Below are 20810 nucleotides of genomic sequence, written 5' to 3'. Positions count from 1 at the left end.
TCATGTGACCCCCGTAGGAGCGGGTTTACCCGCGAATGCGATGGTGGGATTACCGACGCATTCGCGGGTAAACCCGCTCCTACGGGGCTAGGCGGCGGGCTTTCAGGCCTAGCCTGGGTCGCGGAAGTCGGGGTGGAAGTTGGCCGGCACTGCGACACTGATGCTATCGCGGGTGGCGATATCGATGCCTTCGCTGGCCACTTCGGCAAGGAAGTCGATCTGCTCGGGGGTGATCACGTACGGCGGCAGGAAATACACCACGCTGCCCAGCGGTCGCAGCAGCGCGCCGCGGGTCAGGGCGTGCTCGAACACCTTCAGGCCACGGCGCTCCTGCCAGGGGTAGGCAACCTTACCTGCCTTGTCTTGAACCATTTCGATGGCCAGGGCCATGCCCGTCTGGCGGATTTCGGCGACATGAGCATGATCGGCCAAATGTGCAGTGGCTGTGGCCATGCGCGTGGCCAGGGCCTTGTTGGCCTCGATCACGTTGTCCTGCTCGAAGATATCCAGGGTCGCCAGCGCTGCAGCGCAAGCCAGCGGGTTGCCGGTGTAGCTGTGCGAGTGCAGGAATGCGCGCAGTGTCGGGTAGTCGTCGTAGAACGCCTGGTACACCTTGTCGGTGGTCAGGCAGGCGGCCAGCGGCAGGTAGCCGCCGGTCAGGGCCTTGGACAGGCACAGGAAATCCGGGCGGATGCCGGCTTGCTCGCAGGCGAACATCGTGCCGGTGCGGCCGAAGCCCACGGCGATCTCGTCGTGGATCAGATGCACGTCGTAGCGGTCGCAGGCTTCGCGTAACAACTTGAGGTACACCGGGTGGTACATGCGCATGCCACCGGCACCCTGTATCAGCGGCTCGACGATCACCGCGCTGATCGAAGCGTGGTGTTCGGCCAGGGTCTGCTCCATGGCCTGGAACATGTTGCGCGAGTGCTCTTCCCAGCTCATGCCCTCGGGGCGCAGGTAGCAGTCAGGGCTTGGCACCTTGAGGGTGTCGAGCAGCAACGCCTTGTAGGTTTCGGTGAACAGAGGCACATCACCCACCGACATGGCGGCAATGGTTTCGCCGTGGTAGCTGTTGGTCAGGGTGACGAAGCGCTTCTTGTCCGGTTTGCCGATGTTCTGCCAGTAGTGGAAGCTCATCTTCAGCGCCACCTCGATGCACGACGAGCCATTGTCGGCATAGAACACCCGGTCGAGACCGGCCGGGGTCATGGCGACCAGGCGCTCGGACAGCTCGATAACTGGCTGATGACTGAAACCAGCCAGGATCACGTGCTCGAGCTGGTCGACCTGGTCCTTGATACGCTGGTTGATGCGCGGGTTGGCATGGCCGAACACGTTGACCCACCAACTGCTCACCGCATCCAGGTAGCGTTTGCCCTCGAAGTCCTCCAGCCACACGCCTTCGCCGCGCTTGATCGGGATCAGCGGCAGCTGCTCGTGGTCTTTCATCTGGGTACAGGGGTGCCACAGGACCTTGAGGTCGCGTTGCATCCACTGATCATTGAGGCCCATGGGCACTTCTCCTGGCTTTGCGGCGTGGTTCGACCGCGTAAGCCTAAGCAATGCCGCAGGGCAGGACAACCGCTGCCGTTCAATGGCGGTGGGTGCCGGTCCATTCGAGCGTGCTGTCAGGCACGGGCAAAGCCCTGCAGGGTGAGTTGCCGGAGTCAAGGCTCAGGCCTGAGGCTGTGCGAAGTCACCAGGATCATGCAGAGATCCCCTGCCACTGTGTGGCATGGCTACTGACAAAAATATGAGCTGCCAAAAGGACTTGATGTCACTGCGCTGGCAGGGTGCTCGGACCTGACGTATTCTTAACGCATCTTCCTGGGGCATTCCTGCCTCTCCCCGTTTCTGTAACCTCTGACTCGGAGTTCGCCGACATGGCTGCTGCTTGGGTGCGCCTGTGCGCGTTGGTATTGATTGGTGTGTCCAGCGGCGCCGCGCTGGCAAAAGACAAGACGCCCACGGCGATTGTCGTGGGTGGTGGCCTGGCGGGCTTGACGGCAGCCTACGAGCTGCAGAACAAAGGCTGGCAGGTGACCCTGCTGGAGGCCAAGGCCGGCATGGGCGGGCGTTCGGGCCTGGCCACCAGCGAGTGGATCGGCAACGCCAAGGCACAGCCGGTGCTCAACCAGTACCTCGACCGTTTCAAGCTTGAAACACTGCCGGCGCCCGAGTTCGTGCGTACCCCGGGTTACCTGATCGACGGCGAGTACTTCAGCGCCAGCGACCTGGCCACCAAGCAACCGGCCACGGCCGAGGCGCTCAAGCGTTACGAGAAAACCCTCGATGACCTGGCCCGTTCGATCGATGACCCGCTGAACCCGCAGGCCACCAGCACGCTGTTCGCCCTTGACCAGATCAACGTCTCCACCTGGCTGGACAAACTGCAACTGCCGGCCACCGCCCGTCAGTTGATCAATCAGCAGATCCGCACCCGCTACGATGAACCGTCGCGCCTGTCGCTGCTGTACTTCGCCCAGCAGAACCGTGTCTACCGCGGCGTCAGCGACCGCGACCTGCGCGCTGCACGCCTGCCCGGTGGCAGCCCGGTGCTGGCCCAGGCGTTCGTCAAGCAGTTGAAAACCATCAAGACAAGCTCGCCGGTTACCGCCATTGTCCAGGACAAGGATGGTGTCACGGTAAAAGTCGGCAGCGTCGGCTACAAGGCGGACTATCTGGTCATGGCTGTGCCCCTGCGCGCGCTGGCCAAGATTCAGATGACCCCTGGGCTGGACAGCCAACACCTGGCGGCGCTCAAGAGCACCAATTATGGTTGGCGCGACCAGATCATGCTCAAGTTCAAGAAACCCGTATGGGAAAGCCGTGCACGCATGTCGGGCGAAATCTTCAGTAACGCCGGCCTTGGCATGCTGTGGGTCGAGCCGGCGCTCAAGGGCGGCGCCAATGTGGTGATCAACCTGTCCGGCGATAACGCTCGCCTGCTGCAGGCCTTTGGTGAAAAGCAGATGGTCGACCAGGTGCTGATCCGTCTGCATGCGTTCTACCCCCAGGCCCGTGGTGCTTTCACCGGTTATGAGGTCAAGCGATACAGCGCGGACGCTGGCACGGGGGGTGCCTACCTGGCCTACGGCCCTGGGCAGATCAGCAAATACTGGCGCCTGTGGGAACGTCCGGTGCAGCGCATGACCTTTGCCGGTGAGCACACGGATGCCCTGTATCCGGGCACCCTGGAAGGCGCCCTGCGCAGTGGCCAGCGCGCGGCCAGCCAGGCACAGGACCTGTTGGCCGGCAAGTCGTTCGACCCGGCCAAGGCGCTGCCGGTTGCGGCGGCGGCAGGTGCGGTGGCCGCCAAGGAGAGCAAGGGCGGGTTCTTCTCCAATATGTTCGGCGGTTCGTCCGACAAGGGCGACAAAGCTGACAAGGCGCCGGCCAAAGCTGAGCCTAAGCAGGCCGAAGAGGCCCAGCAGGACAAGCCAGGCTTCTTCAAGCGCCTGTTTGGCGGGGCGCAAACGCCAGAGGTGAAGGCTGAGCCATTAGCCAAGGCTGAGGAAGTGGTGCCTGCCCCTGCGCCCGCTCCACAGGCGGCTCCTGTTCCTGCAGCGCCCGCGCCTGTAGCCAAGGAAGCGGCTGCCAAGCCTGCGGCAACCAAGGCCGCTCCCGCCAAGCACGCACCCGCGCACAAGCCAGCCCACAAGCCTGCCGAGGCGAAGAAGGCGACAGCCAAGTCGGAGCCTGCGAAGAAGGCTGTAACCAATACCCAGGCCAAGGCGGGCTGATCAATCGACAGTGTCGGCCTGTTCGCAGCATAAGGGCCGACACTGCAACCCGAACTCTCCGACTATCGTTAATGTTTTCTTAATGGTTAGCTCACAGAATAAATATCGGATTCCTCGATAATCCAAAGCAATTTTTTCCGCTTTTCTTCGATACGTTACGCGTTAGTCTGTGCATAGCTTTCACGGGGAAACACGCAACATGCAACTGCGCAATTCACCTTCTCGCTACGGCGTGGTCAGCATCATCCTGCACTGGGGCGTGGCGCTGGCAGTCTTCGGCTTGTTCGGCCTGGGCCTGTGGATGGTCGGCCTCGACTACTACAGCCCTTGGCGCAAAGCTGGCCCGGACCTGCACAAGAGCATCGGCCTGGTGTTGCTGGCGGTGATGCTGCTGCGGGTGGTCTGGCGTTTCATCAGCCCGCCACCACCGGCACCAACCAACCACGGCGCAGTCACACGTCTGGCGGCCAAGCTGGGCCACCTGGCCCTGTACCTGGGTCTGTTTGCGGTGATGGCTGCCGGTTACCTGATTTCCACCGCCGACGGCGTCGGCATACCGGTGTTCGGCCTGTTCGAAGTGCCGGCACTGATCAGCGACCTGCCTGACCAGGCAGATGTGGCGGGTGTGGTTCATTTGTGGCTGGCTTGGGGGCTGGTGATTTTTGCCGTGCTGCATGCCCTTGCCGCGCTCAAGCATCATTTCATCGACCGTGACGCGACCCTGACTCGCATGCTGGGCCGCAAAGCTTGACTCTCAACCTCAATTACACAGGAAGAAACAGGATGTTGAAAAAGACTTTTGCCGCACTGGCGCTCGGTACCGCTCTGCTCTCGGCTGGCCAGGCCATGGCTGCCGAGTACAAGATTGACAAGGAAGGCCAGCACGCGTTCGTTGACTGGAAAATCAGCCACCTGGGCTACAGCTTCATCCACGGTACTTTCAAGGATTTCGACGGCAACTTCAGCTGGGACAGTGCCAAGCCTGAAGCCAGCAAGATTAGCGTCGACTTGAAAACTGCCAGCCTGTGGTCGAACCACGCCGAGCGTGACAAGCACATTGCCAGCGCCGACTTCCTCGACGTGAAGACGTACCCGGACGCCAAATTCGTTTCCACCAGCGTCAAGTCGACTGGCGACAAGACGGCTGACGTGACCGGCGACCTGACCATGCACGGTGTCACCAAACCGGTGACGTTCAAGGCTACCTTCAATGGTGAAGGCAAGGACCCATGGGGTGGTGAGCGCGCAGGCTTCAACGCCACCACGACGTTGAACCTGAACGACTTCGGCATCAAAGGCCCAGGTGCAACTTCGCAGACCCTGGACCTGGATATCAGTATTGAAGGTGTGAAGCAGAAGTAATTTCTGCCAGCTTAAGACCGAGGGGGCCGCTTTGCGGCCCTGTCACGACAAAGGCCACGGCCAGCAGAGCGTTTCTTGACCTCTGCAGGGCGTGGCCTTTGTCGTGACAGGGCTGCAAAGCAGCCCCTTCGGTATTTCTATCCGCCCTTGCGGGTCAGCAGCGCCGGGCGCTCACCGCGTGGGCGGCTTGGCAGGTCATCCAGTTGCTCAGGCGTCGGGAAGCGGTCCAGTTTGGACTCCTTGCGAATGATCACTGGCTGTTTTTCCGGCTGACGCGGGTTGCGCACGGCCGGCTCTTGCCGGGCAGCATCGTCACGCGCAGGGCGACCACGGCCACCGCCGCCATCACGACGGGCACCGCCACCGTTGTTGGCGCGGGGCGGGCGTTTCTCTCCGCCGGCACTGCCACCACGTGGCTGGCCGCCATTGCGGGCTTGGCCTTGGCCGCCAGCGTTGCTGCGTTGACCATTGCCTTGCCCCTGACCTTGGCCAGCACCACCTGGGCGGCGGTTGCGGCCCTGGTTCTTGCCCTGGTACGGACTGACATAGTCGGCGCGGTTACCGAAGTTATCGACCTCGTCGTCCAGGAATTCTTCCGGGTCGCGGTCTGCCGGCGGTTTCGGCACGCCGGTGTTGCTGGCCTGCTGTGGGCGTGGCTTCTTGTCACGCGGCTTGCGCGGTTGCTGCGGCTTGTCACCGCTCTTTTCCTTGTCGTCCGGCTTGGCCGCAGCTTGCTGCCTGCCTTTGCCTTTGTCCTTGCCTTTGTCCTTGCGGCCGCCGTTGCTGTCTTTACCACCTTCGCCACGGGCTTGCTGGTTACGGCCACCGCGGCCGTTGTTCTGCGGGCGCTCGCGTGCTTCGGGTTTCTCGGCTTCTACCTGGCTGGCGTCGAAGCCCATCAGGTCGCCATCCGCGATGCGCTGCTTGGTCACCCGTTCGATGCTCTTGAGCAGCTTCTCTTCATCTGGCGCGACCAGGGAAATTGCTTCGCCCGAGCGACCGGCACGGCCGGTACGGCCAATCCGGTGGACGTAGTCTTCCTCGACATTCGGCAGCTCGAAGTTGACAACGTGGGGCAACTGGTCGATGTCCAGGCCGCGGGCCGCGATGTCGGTGGCGACCAATACGCGCACGCTGTTGGCCTTGAAGTCGGCCAAAGCCTTGGTGCGGGCGTTCTGGCTCTTGTTACCGTGGATCGCGGCGGCGGTCAGGCCTTGCTTTTCCAGGTACTCGGCCAGGCGGTTGGCACCGTGCTTGGTTCGGGTGAACACCAACACCTGTTCCCAGGCGCCGAGGGTGATCAGGTGCGCCAGCAGGGCACGCTTGTGGCTGGCAGGCAGGCGATACACCCGCTGTTCGATACGCTCGACGGTGGTGTTCGGCGGGGTGACCTCGATACGCTCCGGGTTGTGCAGGAGCTTGTCGGCGAGGTCGGTGATGTCTTTGGAGAAGGTTGCCGAGAAGAGCAGGTTCTGCCGCTTGGTCGGCAGGCGGGCGAGCACCTTCTTGACGTCGTGGATGAAGCCCATGTCGAGCATGCGATCGGCTTCATCCAGTACCAGGATTTCCACGTGGGCCAGGTCGACCTTGCCTTGGCCGGCCAGGTCGAGCAGGCGGCCCGGGCAGGCCACCAGCACATCAACGCCTTTGGCAATGGCCTGGATCTGCGGGTTCATGCCAACGCCACCGAAGATACAGGCGCTGACCAGTGGCAGGTCACGGGCATAGACCTTGAAACTGTCATGCACCTGGGCTGCCAGTTCGCGGGTCGGTGTCAGGACCAGTACGCGAGGCTGGCGCGGACCGTGGCGCTGCGATTTGTCGGGATGGCCGGCCGGGAACAGACGCTCGAGAATCGGCAGGGCGAAGCCGCCGGTTTTACCCGTACCTGTCTGTGCGGCAACCATCAGGTCGCGGCCTTGCAACACGGCGGGAATTGCCCGCTGTTGCACGGGGGTCGGCTGGGTGTAGCCCGCAGCCTCGATAGCGCGGACTAGAGCCTCGGAGAGACCGAGGGAAGCAAAGGACATGGGCGATCCTGTTCTCGTGTGGGCTGGGCCCGTTGGGATGTTCTGCCTGGCGCGACGGGCATCGGTGAAATGCGATCGCGTCCGGTCCAGCTGGGCTCTCACTGCACATCCGGGAAACGGAGGCTGGACGCGAAGGGGCGTCGGTGCCGATCGGGATGCCTGTTGCGAGGCCGAGCGTCCGGGCGTGAGCCGGGCGGGAAGGCCCGAGTATAACAGAGCTATCGCGCTGTGCTGCTTTCCTGCTGCTCAACGGCGTTGAGAATGTTTCCAGTGTCGCTTGTATAGCGGTTGCTGATCGCAGCATAGGCCGGTTCCTGCTTGAACCGCTGCAGCTCTTGGGCAAAGGCCACGGCCAGTGCCTCGCGCCCAGGCTTGCGCACCAGGCCCAGGTACTGCGCCTGGCGGCTGATTACCAGCGGCAGTTCTTCGACTTGCTGTTGCAGGCCGAGCTGGCGGAGCAGGTAATGCCCCACCCTGCGGTCGGTGATCACCAGGTCGATGCGGCCCAGCATCAGCTTGCCGAAGTTGGCTTCCTGGGTGGGGGCGGCTTCGCGCTTGAAGTGCGGGGCCTCAGTGAACCCTTTACCGTAGACGTAGCCGGGCGATGTGCCGACGGTGAGGCCGGCGAGGTCGTCCAGGTGGATGACGGCATGGCGGCGTGAGCGGCTTTGGAACAGGACGAATTCGACCTCCGACATGGGTTCGTCGCCGTACACCATGTAGGGTTGGCGTGCGTCCGTCTGGAAGATGTCGAGAATGCCATCGGCCAGGCCCTGCTCAGCCATCGCCAAGCAGCGCTTCCAAGGCAGGAATTGCCACTCCACCTCGATGCCGAGGCGGGCGAAGACCTGGCTGGCGACTTCATAGTCGATGCCCCGTGGTTGGCCGTTGTGCTGAAACACATAGGGTGCCCAGTCGTCGGTTACCAGGCGCAAGCGCTCGCCCAGAGCCAACGGGCTCAGGCAAACGAGCAGCAGGATCCAGAACAGACGGGCGATTTGTGGCATGGCCGGAGATTACGCGCTCGGCCGGTGTACGGTAAAGGCATGCACGCCCGATCCCACAAAACCGCGCAAGACAGTGAATTTTGCGGGCCCATCAGGCTTGTGTGGTTCGCAGCAGATGCGCCTCGATATCCTTGCGCCGCTCGCCCAATGACAACCGCAACCCCGGATGACGCAGGCACTGACGCAGCCGCTCGGGCTCCATGTAGCCGTAGCGGTCATTGAGGTTTTCCAGGGCCTTGTCCCACCAGGCGGACGCGCAGGCACGGTCGAACTCATTGGGGTAGGGGTAGCAGCCATAGAGCAATTCGCGGGCGAACTGGCGCTCGTGGCTGGGCAGGGTCAGGGTCAGCGCCTTGTAACCCAAGCGGTGCAGGGTGGGTGGCCGCGGCAGTTGGTCGTTGACCCGTGCAACGTCGGCCAGGGCCGAGGGGCTGAGTGGGTCGTGGTCGTGCTTGCGCAGCCAGGCCTGGATCTTGGCGCGGAACTGCGCCTTCCGGCTCCAGTAGTGATGGATGACATCGGTACACTCGGCCAGCTCCAGGTTGCGGTAGGCCGCCACTGCCAGGCAGAACTCCTCAAGGGTATAGGCCTCGCGAGCCAAGGGGTAGAATTCGTCCATCATGGCGATGGAGCGGTCCAGGGTACCGCAATCCTCGGCAGTGAGGCCGATAACGCCGGAATTGACGAGCGGCATCTGACAGTCGGCCAGTCCCCGGGACTCGAGAATGGTCAGCAGGTTCTTGTACAACAGGCACTTCTGGTTTGCGCCGTAGCGCGTGCCGATGGCGTTGCACAGCAGGCGGTTGGGCGCCACACGGGCGAACAGATGCAACGGCGAGGTGCGGAAGAAGGTGTCTGTGTCGATCAGCACTGCCAGCGGGTGTTGCTGCAGTACCTTGCGCAACAGCACATGCTTGCTGCGAAAGTGATAACCGTGCGGGGCATTCCATGCCTGGCGCGTGGCCTCGTCCAGCAGGTGGACGGTGACCGGCAGCCTGGCGTAGGGCTGCGCATTGTCGGTGTAAACCTGAATGTCCATGGCCTCGCCGGCTGCGCTGCCCAATTGGGCGAGGGCGCTGACGATGCTGAAGCAGGCTTCCTGATGGTAGGTTGCCGGGCCAAAAGCCAGGTATACAAGCTGTGGGCGCGAAGGCTGGAGGTGCTGCATGGCAGGCGAGACCTGTTTAACCCGAAATTGAATAAGGCTTTAGTCTATGACCAAAGCCTTAATCATTTCTTAAGCAGACTTTGCCAAAAAATTTCAGCGCGGCAGCTTCAGGTTGTTCCAGATCACCAGGCTCGGCTCAGCCTGGTTCAAGGTATAGAAGTGCAGGCCCGGCGCGCCGCCTTGCAATAGCTGTTCGCACATGCGGGTAATCACTTCTTCGCCGAAGGCCTGGATGCTGGCGGTGTCGTCGGCATAGGCTTCCAGCTGCTTGCGGATCCAGCGCGGGATCTCGGCACCACAGGCATCGGAGAAGCGGGCCAGCTTGCTGTAGTTGGTGATCGGCATGATGCCCGGTACCACCGGAATGTCCACGCCCAGCTTCTGTGCACGCTCGACGAAGTAGAAGTAGCTGTCGGCGTTGAAGAAGTACTGGGTGATGGCGCTGTCGGCACCGGCCTTGACCTTGTGCACAAAGTTGGCCAAGTCCGCCTCGAAGTTGCGCGCCTGCGGGTGCATTTCCGGGTAGGCAGCCACTTCCAGGTGGAAGTGATCAGCGGTTTCCTGGCGGATGAACTCGACCAGGTCACTGGCATAGCGCAGTTCACCACTGGCCATGCCCATGCCCGACGGCAGGTCACCGCGCAGAGCGACGATGCGTTTGATGCCGGCGGCCTTGTACTCGGCCAGCAGGGCACGCAATTCGGCCTTGGTATCGCCCACGCACGACAGGTGCGGCGCGGCAGGTATCTTCACTTCGCTTTCCAGCTGCAGCACGGTATTGAGCGTGCGGTCGCGGGTCGAGCCACCGGCACCGTAGGTGCAGGAGAAGAAGTCCGGGTTATAGGTGGCCAGCTGGCGGGCGACGCCCATCAGCTTTTCGTGACCGGCGTCGGTCTTGGTCGGGAAGAACTCGAAACTGTAGCGGCGTTCTTGTGACATCAGGCGTTCCTCTGGCAACAAGCGTCTAGCGGCAAGCTGCAAGTAAAAGCCAGATCGGTGATGGCCGGTCTGGCTTGGCGTCGTTCAAGATCTGTGTTTCTGAAGCTGCAAGTGGCACCGGCACGGTCTGCCTTTGCTCGCCGCTTGCAGCTTCAGGCTTGCCGCTTAGTAGCGGTAGGCGTGCGGCTTGAACGGGCCTTCGACGGTCACGCCGATGTAGTCGGCTTGCTGCTTGGTCAGCTTGGTGACCACGCCGCCGAAGCCGCGGACCATTTCCAGGGCCACTTCTTCGTCGAGTTTCTTCGGCAGCACTTCAACGGTCAGGCGCTCGGCTTTCTTCTCGGCCGGCAGGTCAGCGAACTTCTGCTCGAACAGGAAGATCTGTGCCAGAACCTGGTTGGCGAACGAGCCGTCCATGATGCGGCTTGGGTGGCCAGTGGCGTTGCCCAGGTTGACCAGGCGGCCTTCGGCCAGCAGGATCAGGTAGTCGTCGTTCTGCGGGTCGAAGCTGCCAGCGCCGGTACGGTGGACCTTGTGAACCTGCGGCTTGACCTCTTCCCAGGCCCAGTTCTTGCGCATGAAGGCGGTGTCGATCTCGTTGTCGAAGTGGCCGATGTTGCAGACTACGGCACGCTTTTTCAGGGCCTTGAGCATGTTGGCGTCGCAGACGTTGACGTTACCGGTGGTGGTCACGATCAGGTCGATCTTGCCCAGCAGAGCCTTGTCGATGCTGGCTTCGGTGCCGTCGTTGATACCGTCGATAAACGGCGAGACCAGCTCGAAGCCGTCCATGCAGGCCTGCATGGCGCAGATTGGGTCAACTTCGGAGACCTTGACGATCATGCCTTCCTGACGCAGGGACTGGGCCGAGCCCTTGCCCACGTCACCGTAGCCGATCACCAGGGCCTGCTTGCCCGACAGCAGGTGGTCGGTACCACGCTTGATGGCATCGTTCAGGCTGTGACGGCAGCCGTACTTGTTGTCGTTCTTGCTCTTGGTGACCGAGTCGTTGACGTTGATCGCCGGGACTTTCAGCTCGCCCTTGGCCAGCATGTCCAGCAGGCGGTGTACGCCGGTGGTGGTCTCTTCGGTCACGCCGTGCACACGGTCCAGTACCTGCGGGTACTTCTTGTGCAGCAGTTCGGTCAGGTCACCGCCGTCGTCGAGGATCATGTTGGCGTCCCATGGCTGGCCATCTTTCAGGATGGTCTGCTCCAGGCACCACTCGTACTCTTCTTCGGTTTCACCTTTCCAGGCGAACACCGGGATACCGGCGGCGGCGATCGAGGCGGCAGCCTGGTCTTGGGTCGAGAAGATGTTGCAGGACGACCAGCGCACTTCGGCACCCAGGGCAACCAGGGTTTCGATCAGCACGGCGGTCTGGATGGTCATGTGGATGCAGCCCAGGATCTTCGCACCCTTGAGCGGTTGCTCGGCCAGGTACTTGCGACGCAGGCCCATCAGCGCAGGCATTTCCGATTCGGCAATGATGGTTTCGCGACGGCCCCAGGCGGCCAGGGAGATGTCGGCGACTTTGTAATCGGTAAAACCAGCAGGCATGTTTGCAGCGCTCATGAGAGCCTCCATTCGTAATGTGCGAATGGGCGCCGTTGTGCGTTAAGCGCTCGCGAGAGCGAGCAACGCCCCATCCGAGCCTGACAGGCCTAGCCTGCTGCAGCGCCCCTCGGACAGGTGGCGGGCATGGCACCGCTGTGGGCAACCATGTAAAACGGCGCAGATTATAGCTGCCCCCGCCGGCTTGCCCAAGGTTTTCCGTCGATTAATCGCGACGATAGTCGATGTTCAATGGAGCGAAGGCAGCCGCTCTGCCATCATTGCTACACGTTAGCCAAGCAGGTCAGGAGTACAGATGAACTTTCACACCCGCAAGTGGGTTAAACCCGAAGACCTCAACCCCAATGGCACCCTGTTCGGTGGCAGCCTGTTGCGCTGGATCGATGAAGAGGCGGCGATCTACGCCATCGTCCAGCTGGGCAACCAGCGTGTGGTGACCAAGTACATGTCGGAAATCAATTTCGTCAGTGCTTCGCGTCAGGGCGACATCATCGAGCTTGGCATTACAGCGACCGAGTTCGGCCGCACCTCGATCACCCTCAAATGCGAAGTGCGTAACAAGATCACCCGCAAGAGCATTCTGACTGTCGACAAGATGGTGTTCGTCAACCTGGGTGAGGATGGCTTGCCGGCAGCCCATGGGCGTACCGAGATCAAGTATGTGCATGACCAGTTCCCGGATTCGGCAGTCGAATAGATTCTGGTTGCCTGTGCCGGCCCGTTCGCGGGTGAACCCGCTCCTGAAGGGGTAAGCGATCCCCGTAGGAGCGGGTTCACCCGCGAATGGGCCGCAAAGCGGCCCCAGGACTCAAGGCTGGGCGCTCACCTTTCGCACCACCCGGCCAATGCTCAACCCCTGCACCAGAATCGACGACAGCACCACGATGTAGGTAATCGACAGCAGCAGGTCCCGTTCCTCGCCCAGCGGTAGCGACAGCGCAAGTGCCACCGACACGCCACCGCGCAGGCCACCCCAGGTCAGCACCCGCACCGTGCCTTTGGGCACCGGGCGCCAGCGCCGCAGCAGCACGATCGCCGGGGCCACCGTCAGCAGGCGCGACAGCAGCACTGCCAGCGCCAGCACGCCGCCGGCCGCCAGGTGCATCCAATTGAACGGCAGCAGCAACAGCTCCAGGCCGATCAATGCGAACAGCAAGGCATTGAGCATGTCGTCGATCAGTTCCCAGAAACCGTCCATGTACCGGCGGGTCATGTCATTCATCGCCAGGTTGCGCCCCAGGTTGCCGATGATCAGGCCTGCCACCACCATGGCGATCGGTGCCGACACATGCAGCTCGTAGCACATCGCCGAACCACCGATTACCAGCGCCAGGGTCAGCATGACTTCCACCTGGTACTGCTCGACGCTTTTGATCATGCGGTAGGTGGCGTAGCCGATCAGGCCGCCGAACAGCACACCGCCAATGGCCTCGCGGGCGAACAGGATCGCCGTGTCGGTCATGCTCGGTGTTTCACCCAGCTGGATGATGCCCAGCAACACGGTGAATACCACGACTGCCGTGCCGTCGTTGAACAGTGACTCGCCGACGATGGTGGTTTTAAGCGGTTTGGACGCATTGGCCGTACGCAGCGCGCCAAGCACGGCAATCGGGTCGGTCGGTGAGATCAGTGCACCGAATAGCAGGCAGTAGATCAGGGGGACCTGCCAGCCGAACAGGGCAAACACCCAATGCGACAGGTAGCCGATGACCACGGTGGCGATCAGCACGCCCAAGGTGGCCAGCAGGCCGATCGGCCAGCGGTAGCTGCGCAGGTCGCTGAGGTTGACGTGCAGAGCGCCGGCAAACAGCAGGAACGCCAGCATCCAGTGCATGAGCAGGTCGTTGAAGTCGATCTGGTTCATCAGCCCTTCGACGCGCTCTTCCAGGCCAGGGAAGCCGATAAGGCTCAGGCCTTGCAACATCAGGGAAAACAGCAGCGCAGTGACCATCACGCCGATGGCGGGGGGCAGGCCGATGAAGCGGTAATTGACATAGGTAAGAAGGGTGGTGAGGCAGATAAACGCAGCAACGAGTTCAAGCATCCTGAATCCTGTGACAGTGGCTTCCAAGTCTCAACCCGAATGGCTCGGGCAGTTCTTTGATGACCTGGAGCGGGGTTCGGGGCACAGGGTTTGACCGAATTCCTTTGAAACGTTCCCAAACAAGAGGCGCACAGCGGTGCTCGGGAACGCTATATAGTCAACCTCCGAAATCCCGCACAAGGATAAGAAGGCGTGTTGGCAACATTTCTGGTGCTGGTCGCCGCCCTGCTGCATGCGACCTGGAATACCCTGATCAAATTCAGCGGCGAGCGGCTGCTGGTCATTGCCAGCATGGACACCGTAGCGCTGGCCTTCGCGGTGCTGGCGGTGCCCTTTGTCGATGTTCCGCCTGCTGAAATCTGGCCCTGGTTGTTAGCCTCGGCACTGGCCGAGCAGCTGTACCGCTACCTGCTGATCCAGGCCTACCGCGTGGGCGACCTGGGGCTGGTCTATCCTCTGATGCGCGGGCTGTCACCGTTGGTGGTGCTGGGGCTGACCCTGGCCTTTGCCGGGGAATCGCTGAGCCAGCAGCAGATCATCGGTATCCTGTTGATCCCCTGTGGCATGGCCTGCCTGTTGTGGCAAGGCGGCGGCGGTGACCGGCTGCCATGGTCGATGCTGCCGGTGGTTGCCTTGATTGGCCTGTGCATTGGTTGCTACACCTGGTTCGACGGCCAGGCCGTGCGCCTGTGGGGTAAACCGTGGGATTACCTGGTCTGGCTGACCCTGCTCAGCGCCTGGCAGTTCCCGCTGTTGGCGGGCGTAGCGCGGCGGGCGCCGTTCGTACTGTTCTGGCGGACCCAATGGCGCCTTGGGTTGGCGGTCGGGTTCTGCGTATTGTTCAGTTATGCGCTGGTGCTGTGGGCCATGCACCTGGGGTCTGTGGCCGAAGCGGCGGCACTGCGGGAGTTGAGCGTGATCCTGGTGGTGCTGCTGGGTATGCGCTACCTCAAAGAACCTTTTGGCGGGCCCAGACTCCTAGCTTGCGGGCTGGTGTTGGCCGGCATGCTGGTAATGAAGCTTTGACCTGAAGACTGAACAAGGAGTCCTGTCCATGACTGTTGCCCTGTGGTGCATCCTGATCGCCCTGCTGTTGAACCCGCTTTGTGCCTTGATCGCCAAGGCGGGCAGTGGCCGCTTCGGCCTCAAGGACAATCACGATCCGCGAGCCTTCCTCGATACCCTGTCGGGCCTGCCACGGCGTGCCCATGCTGCGCAGCAGAATGGCTACGAAGCGTTTCCGGCATTTGCTGCGGCGGTGCTTGTGGCGGATATCGTCGGCAATGCCGAGCAGGTGACCCAGGATGTACTGGGAGTGATGTATATCACCAGCCGCTTGCTTTACATCATCTGCTACCTGGCCGACTGGGCTGCCTTGCGGTCGCTGGTGTGGCTTGCCGGCTTGGCACTGATCGTGTCGTTCTTCGTGGTTTCCATCTGAAGCCGAGTGGCCTTCTTCGCGGGCAGCTCCCGCGAAGAAGGCAGCAGTGATCAAGGTACCTTGGGCACCTCAGGCAGTGGCTGACCCTTGGGCCACAGCATCCAGATCTGCCCTTGCTGTTTCATGTTCCCGGCCAACTCGCCGGCTTCTGGCCCTGTGCCCCAGAACAGGTCGGCACGCACTTCGCCGGTAATCGCCCCGCCGGTGTCCTGCGCGCCAACCGGTCGAACCACCGGCGAGCCGTCCGGGCGTGTGGTAGACAGCCACAACAAGCTGCCCAGGGGAATTACCTTGCGGTCAATGGCCACGCTGTAGCCGGCGGTAAGCGGTACGTTCAGCGAGCCGCGCGGGCCTTCGTTGCTGTCCGGGCGGGTGCTGAAGAATACGTAGCTGGGGTTGCTGGCCAGCAGCTCTGGTACGCGCTGCGGATTGGCCTGGGCCCAGGCATGAATGGCGCCCATGCTCACGTCTTCTTTCTTCAGCTGGCCCTGTTCCACCAGCCAGCGGCCAATCGGCCGGTAGGGGTGGCCGTTTTGGTCGGCGTAGCCCAGGCGAAGTTGACGGCCGTCTTCCAGTTGCACCCGGCCAGAACCCTGGATTTGCAGGAACTGCAGGTCCATCGGGTCGGTCAGCCAGGCCAGCACCGGTGCCTTGACGCCGTTACGGTTGATGACTTCGGCCGTGTCGTAGGGCTTGAGCACCCGTCCCTCCAGGCGGCCGCGCAGGCGTTTTCCCTTCAGTTCGGGGTACACACTGGCCAGGTCGACCACGATCATGTCATCAGGGATGCCGTAGACCGCCACAGGGTGGGTTGCCGATTGGCTCAGGCTGCCGGGGTAGACCGGCTCGTAGTAGCCGGTAATCAGGCCGTTGGCATTGTTCTGTGCAGAGCGCAGGCCGTACACCTGCAGGTTTTGCTCAAGGAAGGTGCGCACTTGGGCGGCGCTGGCTGTGGCGTTGCCGGCCGCTTCGCAGGTGGCAGCCCACACCGGGTCGCGCTTGAGCTTTTCGCAGCCGTTGCGCCATGCATAAAAGCCAGCCAGCAGGTCTTCATCGCTGACGGCTGGCAAGTCTTTCCAAGTGGCCGGGGCATAGGTGGCGACTGCGTGGGGCTCGGGCTTGGCGCTCTCGCCGCCGTTGCAACCGGCCAGCAAAGCGAGTACCGGCAGTGTCCAGGCCAGGTGGCGCAGGGCAGATTTCATGTGTGCATTCCTGTCGTGAGCGAACATGAAGGTTCGCCCCTGTCTTTTATGTGGCTATTGGTGTTTGGCCCCGTGGCAGCGATACTGGCCGCCCATTTGCGTAGGCCGAAGTGAGCGTGATGTTGAAGCGATTGACCGTTGTTCTGCTGGCTGCACTTGCCCTGGCAGGGGCGTTGACGGGTTGTGACCAGGTTGACCCGAACTCGCCGCTGGGCAAGCGCAAGGTGATCTTCAAGGACATGCTCAAGACCAGCGAAGACCTGGGTGGCATGCTGCGTGGCCGGTTGCCGTTCGACGGGGTGAAGTTTGCCGACGGTGCGCTGAAGCTGGACAGCCTGTCGCATCAGCCGTGGCAGCATTTTCCACAGGTGCGCGATGGGGGTGACAGCGCCGCCCGCGCCGAAGTGTGGGAGCGCCAGGCGCGGTTTCATGACCTGGCTCGGCAGCTTGAGGGCGTCACCGGCGAGCTGGTTGATGTCACCCGCAATCAGCCACTGGATGCTTCGCAACTGAAGGCATCGATGGACAAGGTCGAGTCTGCGTGCAAGGCCTGTCATAGCGAATTTCGTAATCATTGAATGGCTGTGCTGTTGGCGCAAACCTTCGAGGCGTATACAAATTCCTGTGAGAGCGGCCTTGCCGGCCAGATGCCTTAGCGGTCGAGATCGTCGACCGCTTCCTGCAGCTCTTTACGCGAATCGGCCAGCTTGTCCTTGCGCTTGTTGATCTTCTCGGCGTCGCCTTTTTTCTCGGCCTTCTTCAAGTCCTTTTCCCGCTGCGCCACTTCATGACGCGCATCGAGCACCTTCTGCTCACGTTCCTTGCGCAGGCTGGCCTCGGTGCAGTTGTCCACACCGCGCAGGGCTTCTTCCAGCCCTGCCACCTGGTCGCTGTTGCCGTGGTCACGGGCAATTTTCAGCTGGTTTTCGATGGCGCTGCGCTTGGCCGCGCAACCGGTCAGCCCGGCATCCGGCTGGGCAGCCTGGGCAGCAACCGCAGCCAGGCCCAGCGTTGCGAGCAGGAAAAGAGTCGAAATGCGTTTCATGAAAAGCCTCCTGAACGGGGCGGGGCAGCAAAAGTTGGGGGAAATCCTGCCTTGGTTTTGCCCATTTAGAAACCCTTGGTGAGGTTTTCTGCCTGGGTCTCGGGTTTTTCCTACGCACTATTTGGTAAAAAATCATTGCCCAATGCGCTGGGGTGGGGTCCGGAAACCTTCTATGCCGGCTTCGGCCAACTGTGCGGCAATGGCTTGCACCTCGGAGGCTGCGAAAAATTCCACAAGTTGGCGCGAGCGTTTTGCGCCGATGCCGGGCACGGTTTGCCATTGCCCGGCACTGCGTGAGGCCAGCGCCTGCCAGTCGCCAGTCAGTGGCAAATGCTTGCCAATGGGCACGCCAAGGGCGCGCAGCCATTGATCGAAGGGGCGTGAGCGGGCTTCGTCGAAACTGCCCATCAGGTGTGCCGCAGTGAGCCTGCTGATGCCGGGTGCCTGCTGCAGGCGCTCGGCATCGAGCTGCAGCCAATCGGTCATGGACGTTACCAGGCCGGCTTCGACCAGACGACGCCATGTGCCGGGCCCGGTGCGCGGCAACGCCAGGCCCTGTTTACCGCCAAGCCAGGTGAGGCGGGCAATGAACTGTTCATCACAGCCCTCGCTGGCCTGCCAGCAGCTGTGGGCATGATGCTGGTCGTGTGCTGGCGCGGTTATCGGTTGGCGCTCTACAGCGCGGTGCATGACGTGATCGAGGCGCGGAATGGTCAGCCCGGCAAGGCTGATGGCCACCTGATCGCCGGGGCGAATATCCAGGCGTTGCCAGCGCGCCAGCGACCCAAGGCTGACTTGGGTAATACGTCGGTCATCGAGGGTAACGGGTTGCACTTGCAGAACGGGCGTGACCCTGCCGGTGCGGCCGACCCGAAAGCGCACGTCACGTACTTCGGCCAAGGCTTGTGCATAGGGGTATTTCCAGGCCGCGATCCAGTAGGGCGCCTTGGCCTGCCAGCGCTCGGCAGGTGGTCGGCTGCCCTGGCGCAGGATTACACCGTCGGTGGCGAAGGGCAGAGCAGAGCGATACCAGTGCTCGCGCCAGTGTGCTGCATCCTCCAGCGTGTCGATGGCGATGCTGTAAAGCTGGCTGTCCGGAAACCCCAGCCGTGCCAGCTGGGCGAGGCGTTCGGCCTGTTGCTCGGGGCCGTGCGGCCAGCCCCACACGAACAAGCCGATAGCGTTGCCTTGTTCGCCGGTCAGTTGCTTGCGTGCGAGCAGCCCTGCCACGGTACCCCGCGCGTTGGCGCTGCCTGCCTTGGCTTGCACATGTTCGTCCAGGCGCAGATACAGCTCCCCTTGCAAGTGCAGGTCGACCGCCTCGGGCAACTGCCGAGTGACAGCGTCGAGTTGCGGGATGTGTCGGCTCCAGTCATGGCCGTTTACGCCGTCCCCCCGGCTGGTCAGCTGCACCAATCGGCCATGTTGGTAGGTGAGGGAAACGGCTACGCCGTCGACCTTGGGTTGTACCCACACGCCGGTCTTGCCGGCCATCCATCGCGCCACGGCCTGGCGGTCTGCCAGTTTGTCGACGCCGGTATGCGGTACGGGGTGGGGGACCGGGCCGCGAGCGCTGGCCAGGGGGGAGGGGCTGGGGCCCATTGCGAAGCACTGCTGCAGGTGGTTCAGGCGCTCGCGACTCTGGTCGTACAGCTCGTCGGCCACCAGGGCTATGCCCTGGCGATGATAGTGCTCGTCCCATCGGGCGAGCGTGGCGCGCAGTTGCGCAACTTCGGCCTTGGCCTGTTGCGGGTTCCACTGTGGGCATGAGGCAGCCCAGGCCAAGGGGGCGTTCAGCGCAAATAGCAGGGCGAACAACAACAGGTACGGCATGGCCTGGCATCCTTGCATGGCGGGGAAGCGCTTAGCGTAGGCGGGTAGCGGGGCGGGTGGTGCGTGCAGTTGTCAGGTGATATTTCGCGGGTGCTCGTCTCCAATCCCGAGTGGAGCAAAAAACCTGCGCGGCGCTCGACTCACGAGTGATGAAAATGTCCGTGACAGGCACAAAAAAGCCCCTGCCGATCGCGCGGCAGGGGCTTTCGTCTGGCGCGGCAGGAAGCTTACAGTCCGGCAGCGTCACGCAGCGACTGGGCGCGGTCGGTGCGCTCCCAGGTGAAGGTGGTGAAGGTATCGTCGCCGACAGTCTTCTGCTGCGGTGTACGGCCGAAGTGGCCGTAGGCAGCGGTTTCCTGATACATCGGGTGCAGCAGGTCGAGCATGGTGGTGATGGCGTACGGACGCAGGTCGAAGCATTCGCGCACCAGCTGGATGATCTTGTCGTCGGAGACCTTGCCGGTACCGAAGGTGTTGATCGAGATGGACGTCGGCTGGGCCACGCCAATGGCGTACGACACCTGGATCTCGCAACGCTCGGCCAGGCCGGCGGCGACGATGTTCTTGGCCACGTAGCGGCCGGCGTAGGCGGCGGAGCGGTCGACCTTGGACGGATCCTTGCCGGAGAACGCGCCACCACCGTGGCGGGCCATGCCGCCGTAGGAGTCGACGATGATCTTGCGACCGGTCAGGCCGCAGTCACCCACCGGGCCGCCGATGATGAAGTTGCCGGTCGGGTTGATGTGGTACTGGGTGCCTTTGTGCAGCAGTTCGGCCGGCAGGGTGTGCTTGACGATCAGCTCCATCACGGCTTCTTGCAGGTCTTTCTGCGAAACCTCCGGGTTGTGCTGGGTCGACAGCACCACGGCGTCGATACCGACCACTTTGCCGTTCTCGTAGCGGCAGGTGACCTGCGACTTGGCATCCGGGCGCAGCCACGGCAGCAGGCCGGACTTGCGCGCCTCGGCCTGGCGTTCTACCAGACGGTGCGAGAAGCAGATCGGTGCAGGCATCAGGACTTCGGTTTCGTTGCTGGCATAGCCGAACATCAGGCCCTGGTCACCGGCGCCCTGGTCTTCCGGCTTGGAGCGGTCCACGCCCTGGGCGATGTCTACCGACTGTTTGCCGATGATGTTCATCACGGCGCAGGTGGCGCCGTCGAAGCCGACGTCGGAACTGTTGTAGCCGATGTCGATGATGACTTTGCGCACCAGCTCTTCCAGGTCGACCCAGGCCGAAGTGGTGACTTCGCCGGCGATGATGGCAACACCGGTCTTGACCAGAGTTTCGCAGGCTACGCGGGCGTATTTGTCCTGGGCGATGATGGCATCAAGGACAGCGTCCGAAATCTGGTCGGCGATCTTGTCCGGATGCCCTTCGGACACGGACTCGGAGGTGAAAAGGGAGTATTCGCTCAT

At 62.4% G+C, this 20810-nt stretch carries 18 protein-coding genes and 1 riboswitch; of the genes, 7 read left to right on the top strand and 11 right to left on the bottom strand.

What is annotated here, in order from left to right; all coding sequences use genetic code 11:
* Positions 1-108: 108 nt before the first annotated feature.
* The gene (locus LVS58_RS01225; RefSeq protein ID WP_004576720.1) at positions 109-1515 is read right to left on the bottom strand and encodes an adenosylmethionine--8-amino-7-oxononanoate transaminase; all 1407 of its coding nucleotides are present in this window, start codon (positions 1513-1515) and stop codon (positions 109-111) included.
* Between the two features lie 371 nt (positions 1516-1886).
* On the opposite strand from LVS58_RS01225, the gene LVS58_RS01220 reads away from it, so the two are divergent.
* The 3 genes from LVS58_RS01220 to LVS58_RS01210 all read left to right on the top strand — a co-directional run bounded on the left by LVS58_RS01220 (position 1887) and on the right by LVS58_RS01210 (position 5108).
* Positions 1887-3746 carry a flavin monoamine oxidase family protein gene (locus LVS58_RS01220; RefSeq protein ID WP_233689568.1) on the top strand — a complete coding sequence of 620 codons (1860 nt, stop codon included), beginning with the start codon at positions 1887-1889 and terminating at the stop codon, positions 3744-3746.
* Positions 3747-3945: 199 nt separating this feature from the next.
* Positions 3946-4497, top strand: coding sequence for a cytochrome b (locus LVS58_RS01215; protein ID WP_233689567.1), 552 nt, complete (start codon positions 3946-3948; stop codon positions 4495-4497).
* A gap of 32 nt (positions 4498-4529) precedes the next feature.
* Positions 4530-5108 carry a YceI family protein gene (locus tag LVS58_RS01210; protein WP_233689566.1) on the top strand — a complete coding sequence of 193 codons (579 nt, stop codon included), beginning with the start codon at positions 4530-4532 and terminating at the stop codon, positions 5106-5108.
* 137 nt (positions 5109-5245) lie between these two features.
* On the opposite strand, the gene LVS58_RS01205 is transcribed toward LVS58_RS01210, so the two are convergent.
* The 5 genes from LVS58_RS01205 to ahcY form a co-directional block, all read right to left on the bottom strand.
* Positions 5246-7138, bottom strand: coding sequence for a DEAD/DEAH box helicase (locus tag LVS58_RS01205; RefSeq protein WP_233689565.1), 1893 nt, complete (start codon positions 7136-7138; stop codon positions 5246-5248).
* 218 nt (positions 7139-7356) lie between these two features.
* Positions 7357-8145 carry a substrate-binding periplasmic protein gene (locus LVS58_RS01200; RefSeq protein ID WP_233689564.1) on the bottom strand — a complete coding sequence of 263 codons (789 nt, stop codon included), beginning with the start codon at positions 8143-8145 and terminating at the stop codon, positions 7357-7359.
* Positions 8146-8236: 91 nt separating this feature from the next.
* A complete protein-coding gene (locus tag LVS58_RS01195; protein ID WP_233689563.1) occupies positions 8237-9313 on the bottom strand; it encodes a hypothetical protein in 1077 nt (358 codons plus the stop codon).
* 93 nt (positions 9314-9406) lie between these two features.
* Positions 9407-10252, bottom strand: a complete 846-nt coding sequence (gene metF / locus LVS58_RS01190) for a methylenetetrahydrofolate reductase [NAD(P)H] (protein ID WP_233689562.1) — start codon at positions 10250-10252, stop codon at positions 9407-9409.
* Positions 10253-10417: 165 nt separating this feature from the next.
* Positions 10418-11827: an adenosylhomocysteinase gene (gene ahcY / locus LVS58_RS01185; RefSeq protein WP_233689561.1), complete on the bottom strand. Its 1410-nt coding sequence runs from the start codon at positions 11825-11827 to the stop codon at positions 10418-10420.
* A gap of 20 nt (positions 11828-11847) precedes the next feature.
* Positions 11848-11944: riboswitch (S-adenosyl-L-homocysteine riboswitch) on the bottom strand.
* A gap of 178 nt (positions 11945-12122) precedes the next feature.
* Here ahcY and LVS58_RS01180 point away from each other — a divergent pair.
* Entirely contained in the window at positions 12123-12524 is a 402-nt protein-coding gene (locus LVS58_RS01180; protein ID WP_325175968.1) for an acyl-CoA thioesterase, read from the top strand.
* Between the two features lie 111 nt (positions 12525-12635).
* Here the strand turns inward: LVS58_RS01180 and LVS58_RS01175 are convergent, their stop codons facing one another.
* On the bottom strand, positions 12636-13871 hold the full coding sequence (locus LVS58_RS01175) for a cation:proton antiporter (RefSeq protein WP_233689560.1): 1236 nt from the start codon (positions 13869-13871) through the stop codon (positions 12636-12638).
* Positions 13872-14063: 192 nt separating this feature from the next.
* Here LVS58_RS01175 and LVS58_RS01170 point away from each other — a divergent pair, with 192 nt between their 5' ends.
* Together LVS58_RS01170 and LVS58_RS01165 are read left to right on the top strand one after the other, a co-directional pair.
* Positions 14064-14897, top strand: a complete 834-nt coding sequence (locus LVS58_RS01170; RefSeq protein WP_233689559.1) for an EamA family transporter — start codon at positions 14064-14066, stop codon at positions 14895-14897.
* Positions 14898-14925: 28 nt separating this feature from the next.
* Positions 14926-15312, top strand: a complete 387-nt coding sequence (locus LVS58_RS01165; protein WP_233689558.1) for an MAPEG family protein — start codon at positions 14926-14928, stop codon at positions 15310-15312.
* A 50-nt stretch (positions 15313-15362) separates the two neighbouring features.
* On the opposite strand, the gene mltA is transcribed toward LVS58_RS01165, so the two are convergent.
* Positions 15363-16514, bottom strand: a complete 1152-nt coding sequence (gene mltA / locus LVS58_RS01160; protein WP_233689557.1) for a murein transglycosylase A — start codon at positions 16512-16514, stop codon at positions 15363-15365.
* Positions 16515-16633: 119 nt separating this feature from the next.
* Here mltA and LVS58_RS01155 point away from each other — a divergent pair, with 119 nt between their 5' ends.
* Positions 16634-17092 carry a c-type cytochrome gene (locus LVS58_RS01155; RefSeq protein WP_233689556.1) on the top strand — a complete coding sequence of 153 codons (459 nt, stop codon included), beginning with the start codon at positions 16634-16636 and terminating at the stop codon, positions 17090-17092.
* A 74-nt stretch (positions 17093-17166) separates the two neighbouring features.
* Here the strand turns inward: LVS58_RS01155 and LVS58_RS01150 are convergent, their stop codons facing one another.
* The 3 genes from LVS58_RS01150 to metK all read right to left on the bottom strand — a co-directional run bounded on the left by LVS58_RS01150 (position 17167) and on the right by metK (position 20810).
* Complete coding sequence (locus tag LVS58_RS01150; RefSeq protein WP_233689555.1) at positions 17167-17559, bottom strand: DUF1090 domain-containing protein; 393 nt, start codon at positions 17557-17559, stop codon at positions 17167-17169.
* A 132-nt stretch (positions 17560-17691) separates the two neighbouring features.
* Positions 17692-19392, bottom strand: a complete 1701-nt coding sequence (ligB, locus tag LVS58_RS01145) for an NAD-dependent DNA ligase LigB (protein ID WP_233689554.1) — start codon at positions 19390-19392, stop codon at positions 17692-17694.
* A 227-nt stretch (positions 19393-19619) separates the two neighbouring features.
* Positions 19620-20810 carry a methionine adenosyltransferase gene (metK, locus tag LVS58_RS01140; protein WP_233689553.1) on the bottom strand — a complete coding sequence of 397 codons (1191 nt, stop codon included), beginning with the start codon at positions 20808-20810 and terminating at the stop codon, positions 19620-19622.

Source organism: Pseudomonas sp. JR33AA (genome assembly GCF_021378985.1).
GTDB classification, from domain to species: domain Bacteria; phylum Pseudomonadota; class Gammaproteobacteria; order Pseudomonadales; family Pseudomonadaceae; genus Aquipseudomonas; species Aquipseudomonas alloputida.
This window is presented reverse-complemented; position numbering and strand designations above follow the sequence as displayed.

Bases quoted from the DNA above. Each gene is read 5' to 3' on its own strand.
- LVS58_RS01225 (WP_004576720.1), bottom strand. From the start codon at position 1,515: ATGGGCCTCAATGATCAGTGGATGCAACGCGACCTCAAGGTCCTGTGG.
- LVS58_RS01220 (WP_233689568.1), top strand. From the start codon at position 1,887: ATGGCTGCTGCTTGGGTGCGCCTGTGCGCGTTGGTATTGATTGGTGTG.
- LVS58_RS01215 (WP_233689567.1), top strand. From the start codon at position 3,946: ATGCAACTGCGCAATTCACCTTCTCGCTACGGCGTGGTCAGCATCATC.
- LVS58_RS01210 (WP_233689566.1), top strand. From the start codon at position 4,530: ATGTTGAAAAAGACTTTTGCCGCACTGGCGCTCGGTACCGCTCTGCTC.
- LVS58_RS01205 (WP_233689565.1), bottom strand. From the start codon at position 7,138: ATGTCCTTTGCTTCCCTCGGTCTCTCCGAGGCTCTAGTCCGCGCTATC.
- LVS58_RS01200 (WP_233689564.1), bottom strand. From the start codon at position 8,145: ATGCCACAAATCGCCCGTCTGTTCTGGATCCTGCTGCTCGTTTGCCTG.
- LVS58_RS01195 (WP_233689563.1), bottom strand. From the start codon at position 9,313: ATGCAGCACCTCCAGCCTTCGCGCCCACAGCTTGTATACCTGGCTTTT.
- metF (WP_233689562.1), bottom strand. From the start codon at position 10,252: ATGTCACAAGAACGCCGCTACAGTTTCGAGTTCTTCCCGACCAAGACC.
- ahcY (WP_233689561.1), bottom strand. From the start codon at position 11,827: ATGAGCGCTGCAAACATGCCTGCTGGTTTTACCGATTACAAAGTCGCC.
- LVS58_RS01180 (WP_325175968.1), top strand. From the start codon at position 12,123: ATGAACTTTCACACCCGCAAGTGGGTTAAACCCGAAGACCTCAACCCC.
- LVS58_RS01175 (WP_233689560.1), bottom strand. From the start codon at position 13,871: ATGCTTGAACTCGTTGCTGCGTTTATCTGCCTCACCACCCTTCTTACC.
- LVS58_RS01165 (WP_233689558.1), top strand. From the start codon at position 14,926: ATGACTGTTGCCCTGTGGTGCATCCTGATCGCCCTGCTGTTGAACCCG.
- mltA (WP_233689557.1), bottom strand. From the start codon at position 16,514: ATGAAATCTGCCCTGCGCCACCTGGCCTGGACACTGCCGGTACTCGCT.
- LVS58_RS01155 (WP_233689556.1), top strand. From the start codon at position 16,634: ATGTTGAAGCGATTGACCGTTGTTCTGCTGGCTGCACTTGCCCTGGCA.
- LVS58_RS01150 (WP_233689555.1), bottom strand. From the start codon at position 17,559: ATGAAACGCATTTCGACTCTTTTCCTGCTCGCAACGCTGGGCCTGGCT.
- ligB (WP_233689554.1), bottom strand. From the start codon at position 19,392: ATGCCGTACCTGTTGTTGTTCGCCCTGCTATTTGCGCTGAACGCCCCC.
- metK (WP_233689553.1), bottom strand. From the start codon at position 20,810: ATGAGCGAATACTCCCTTTTCACCTCCGAGTCCGTGTCCGAAGGGCAT.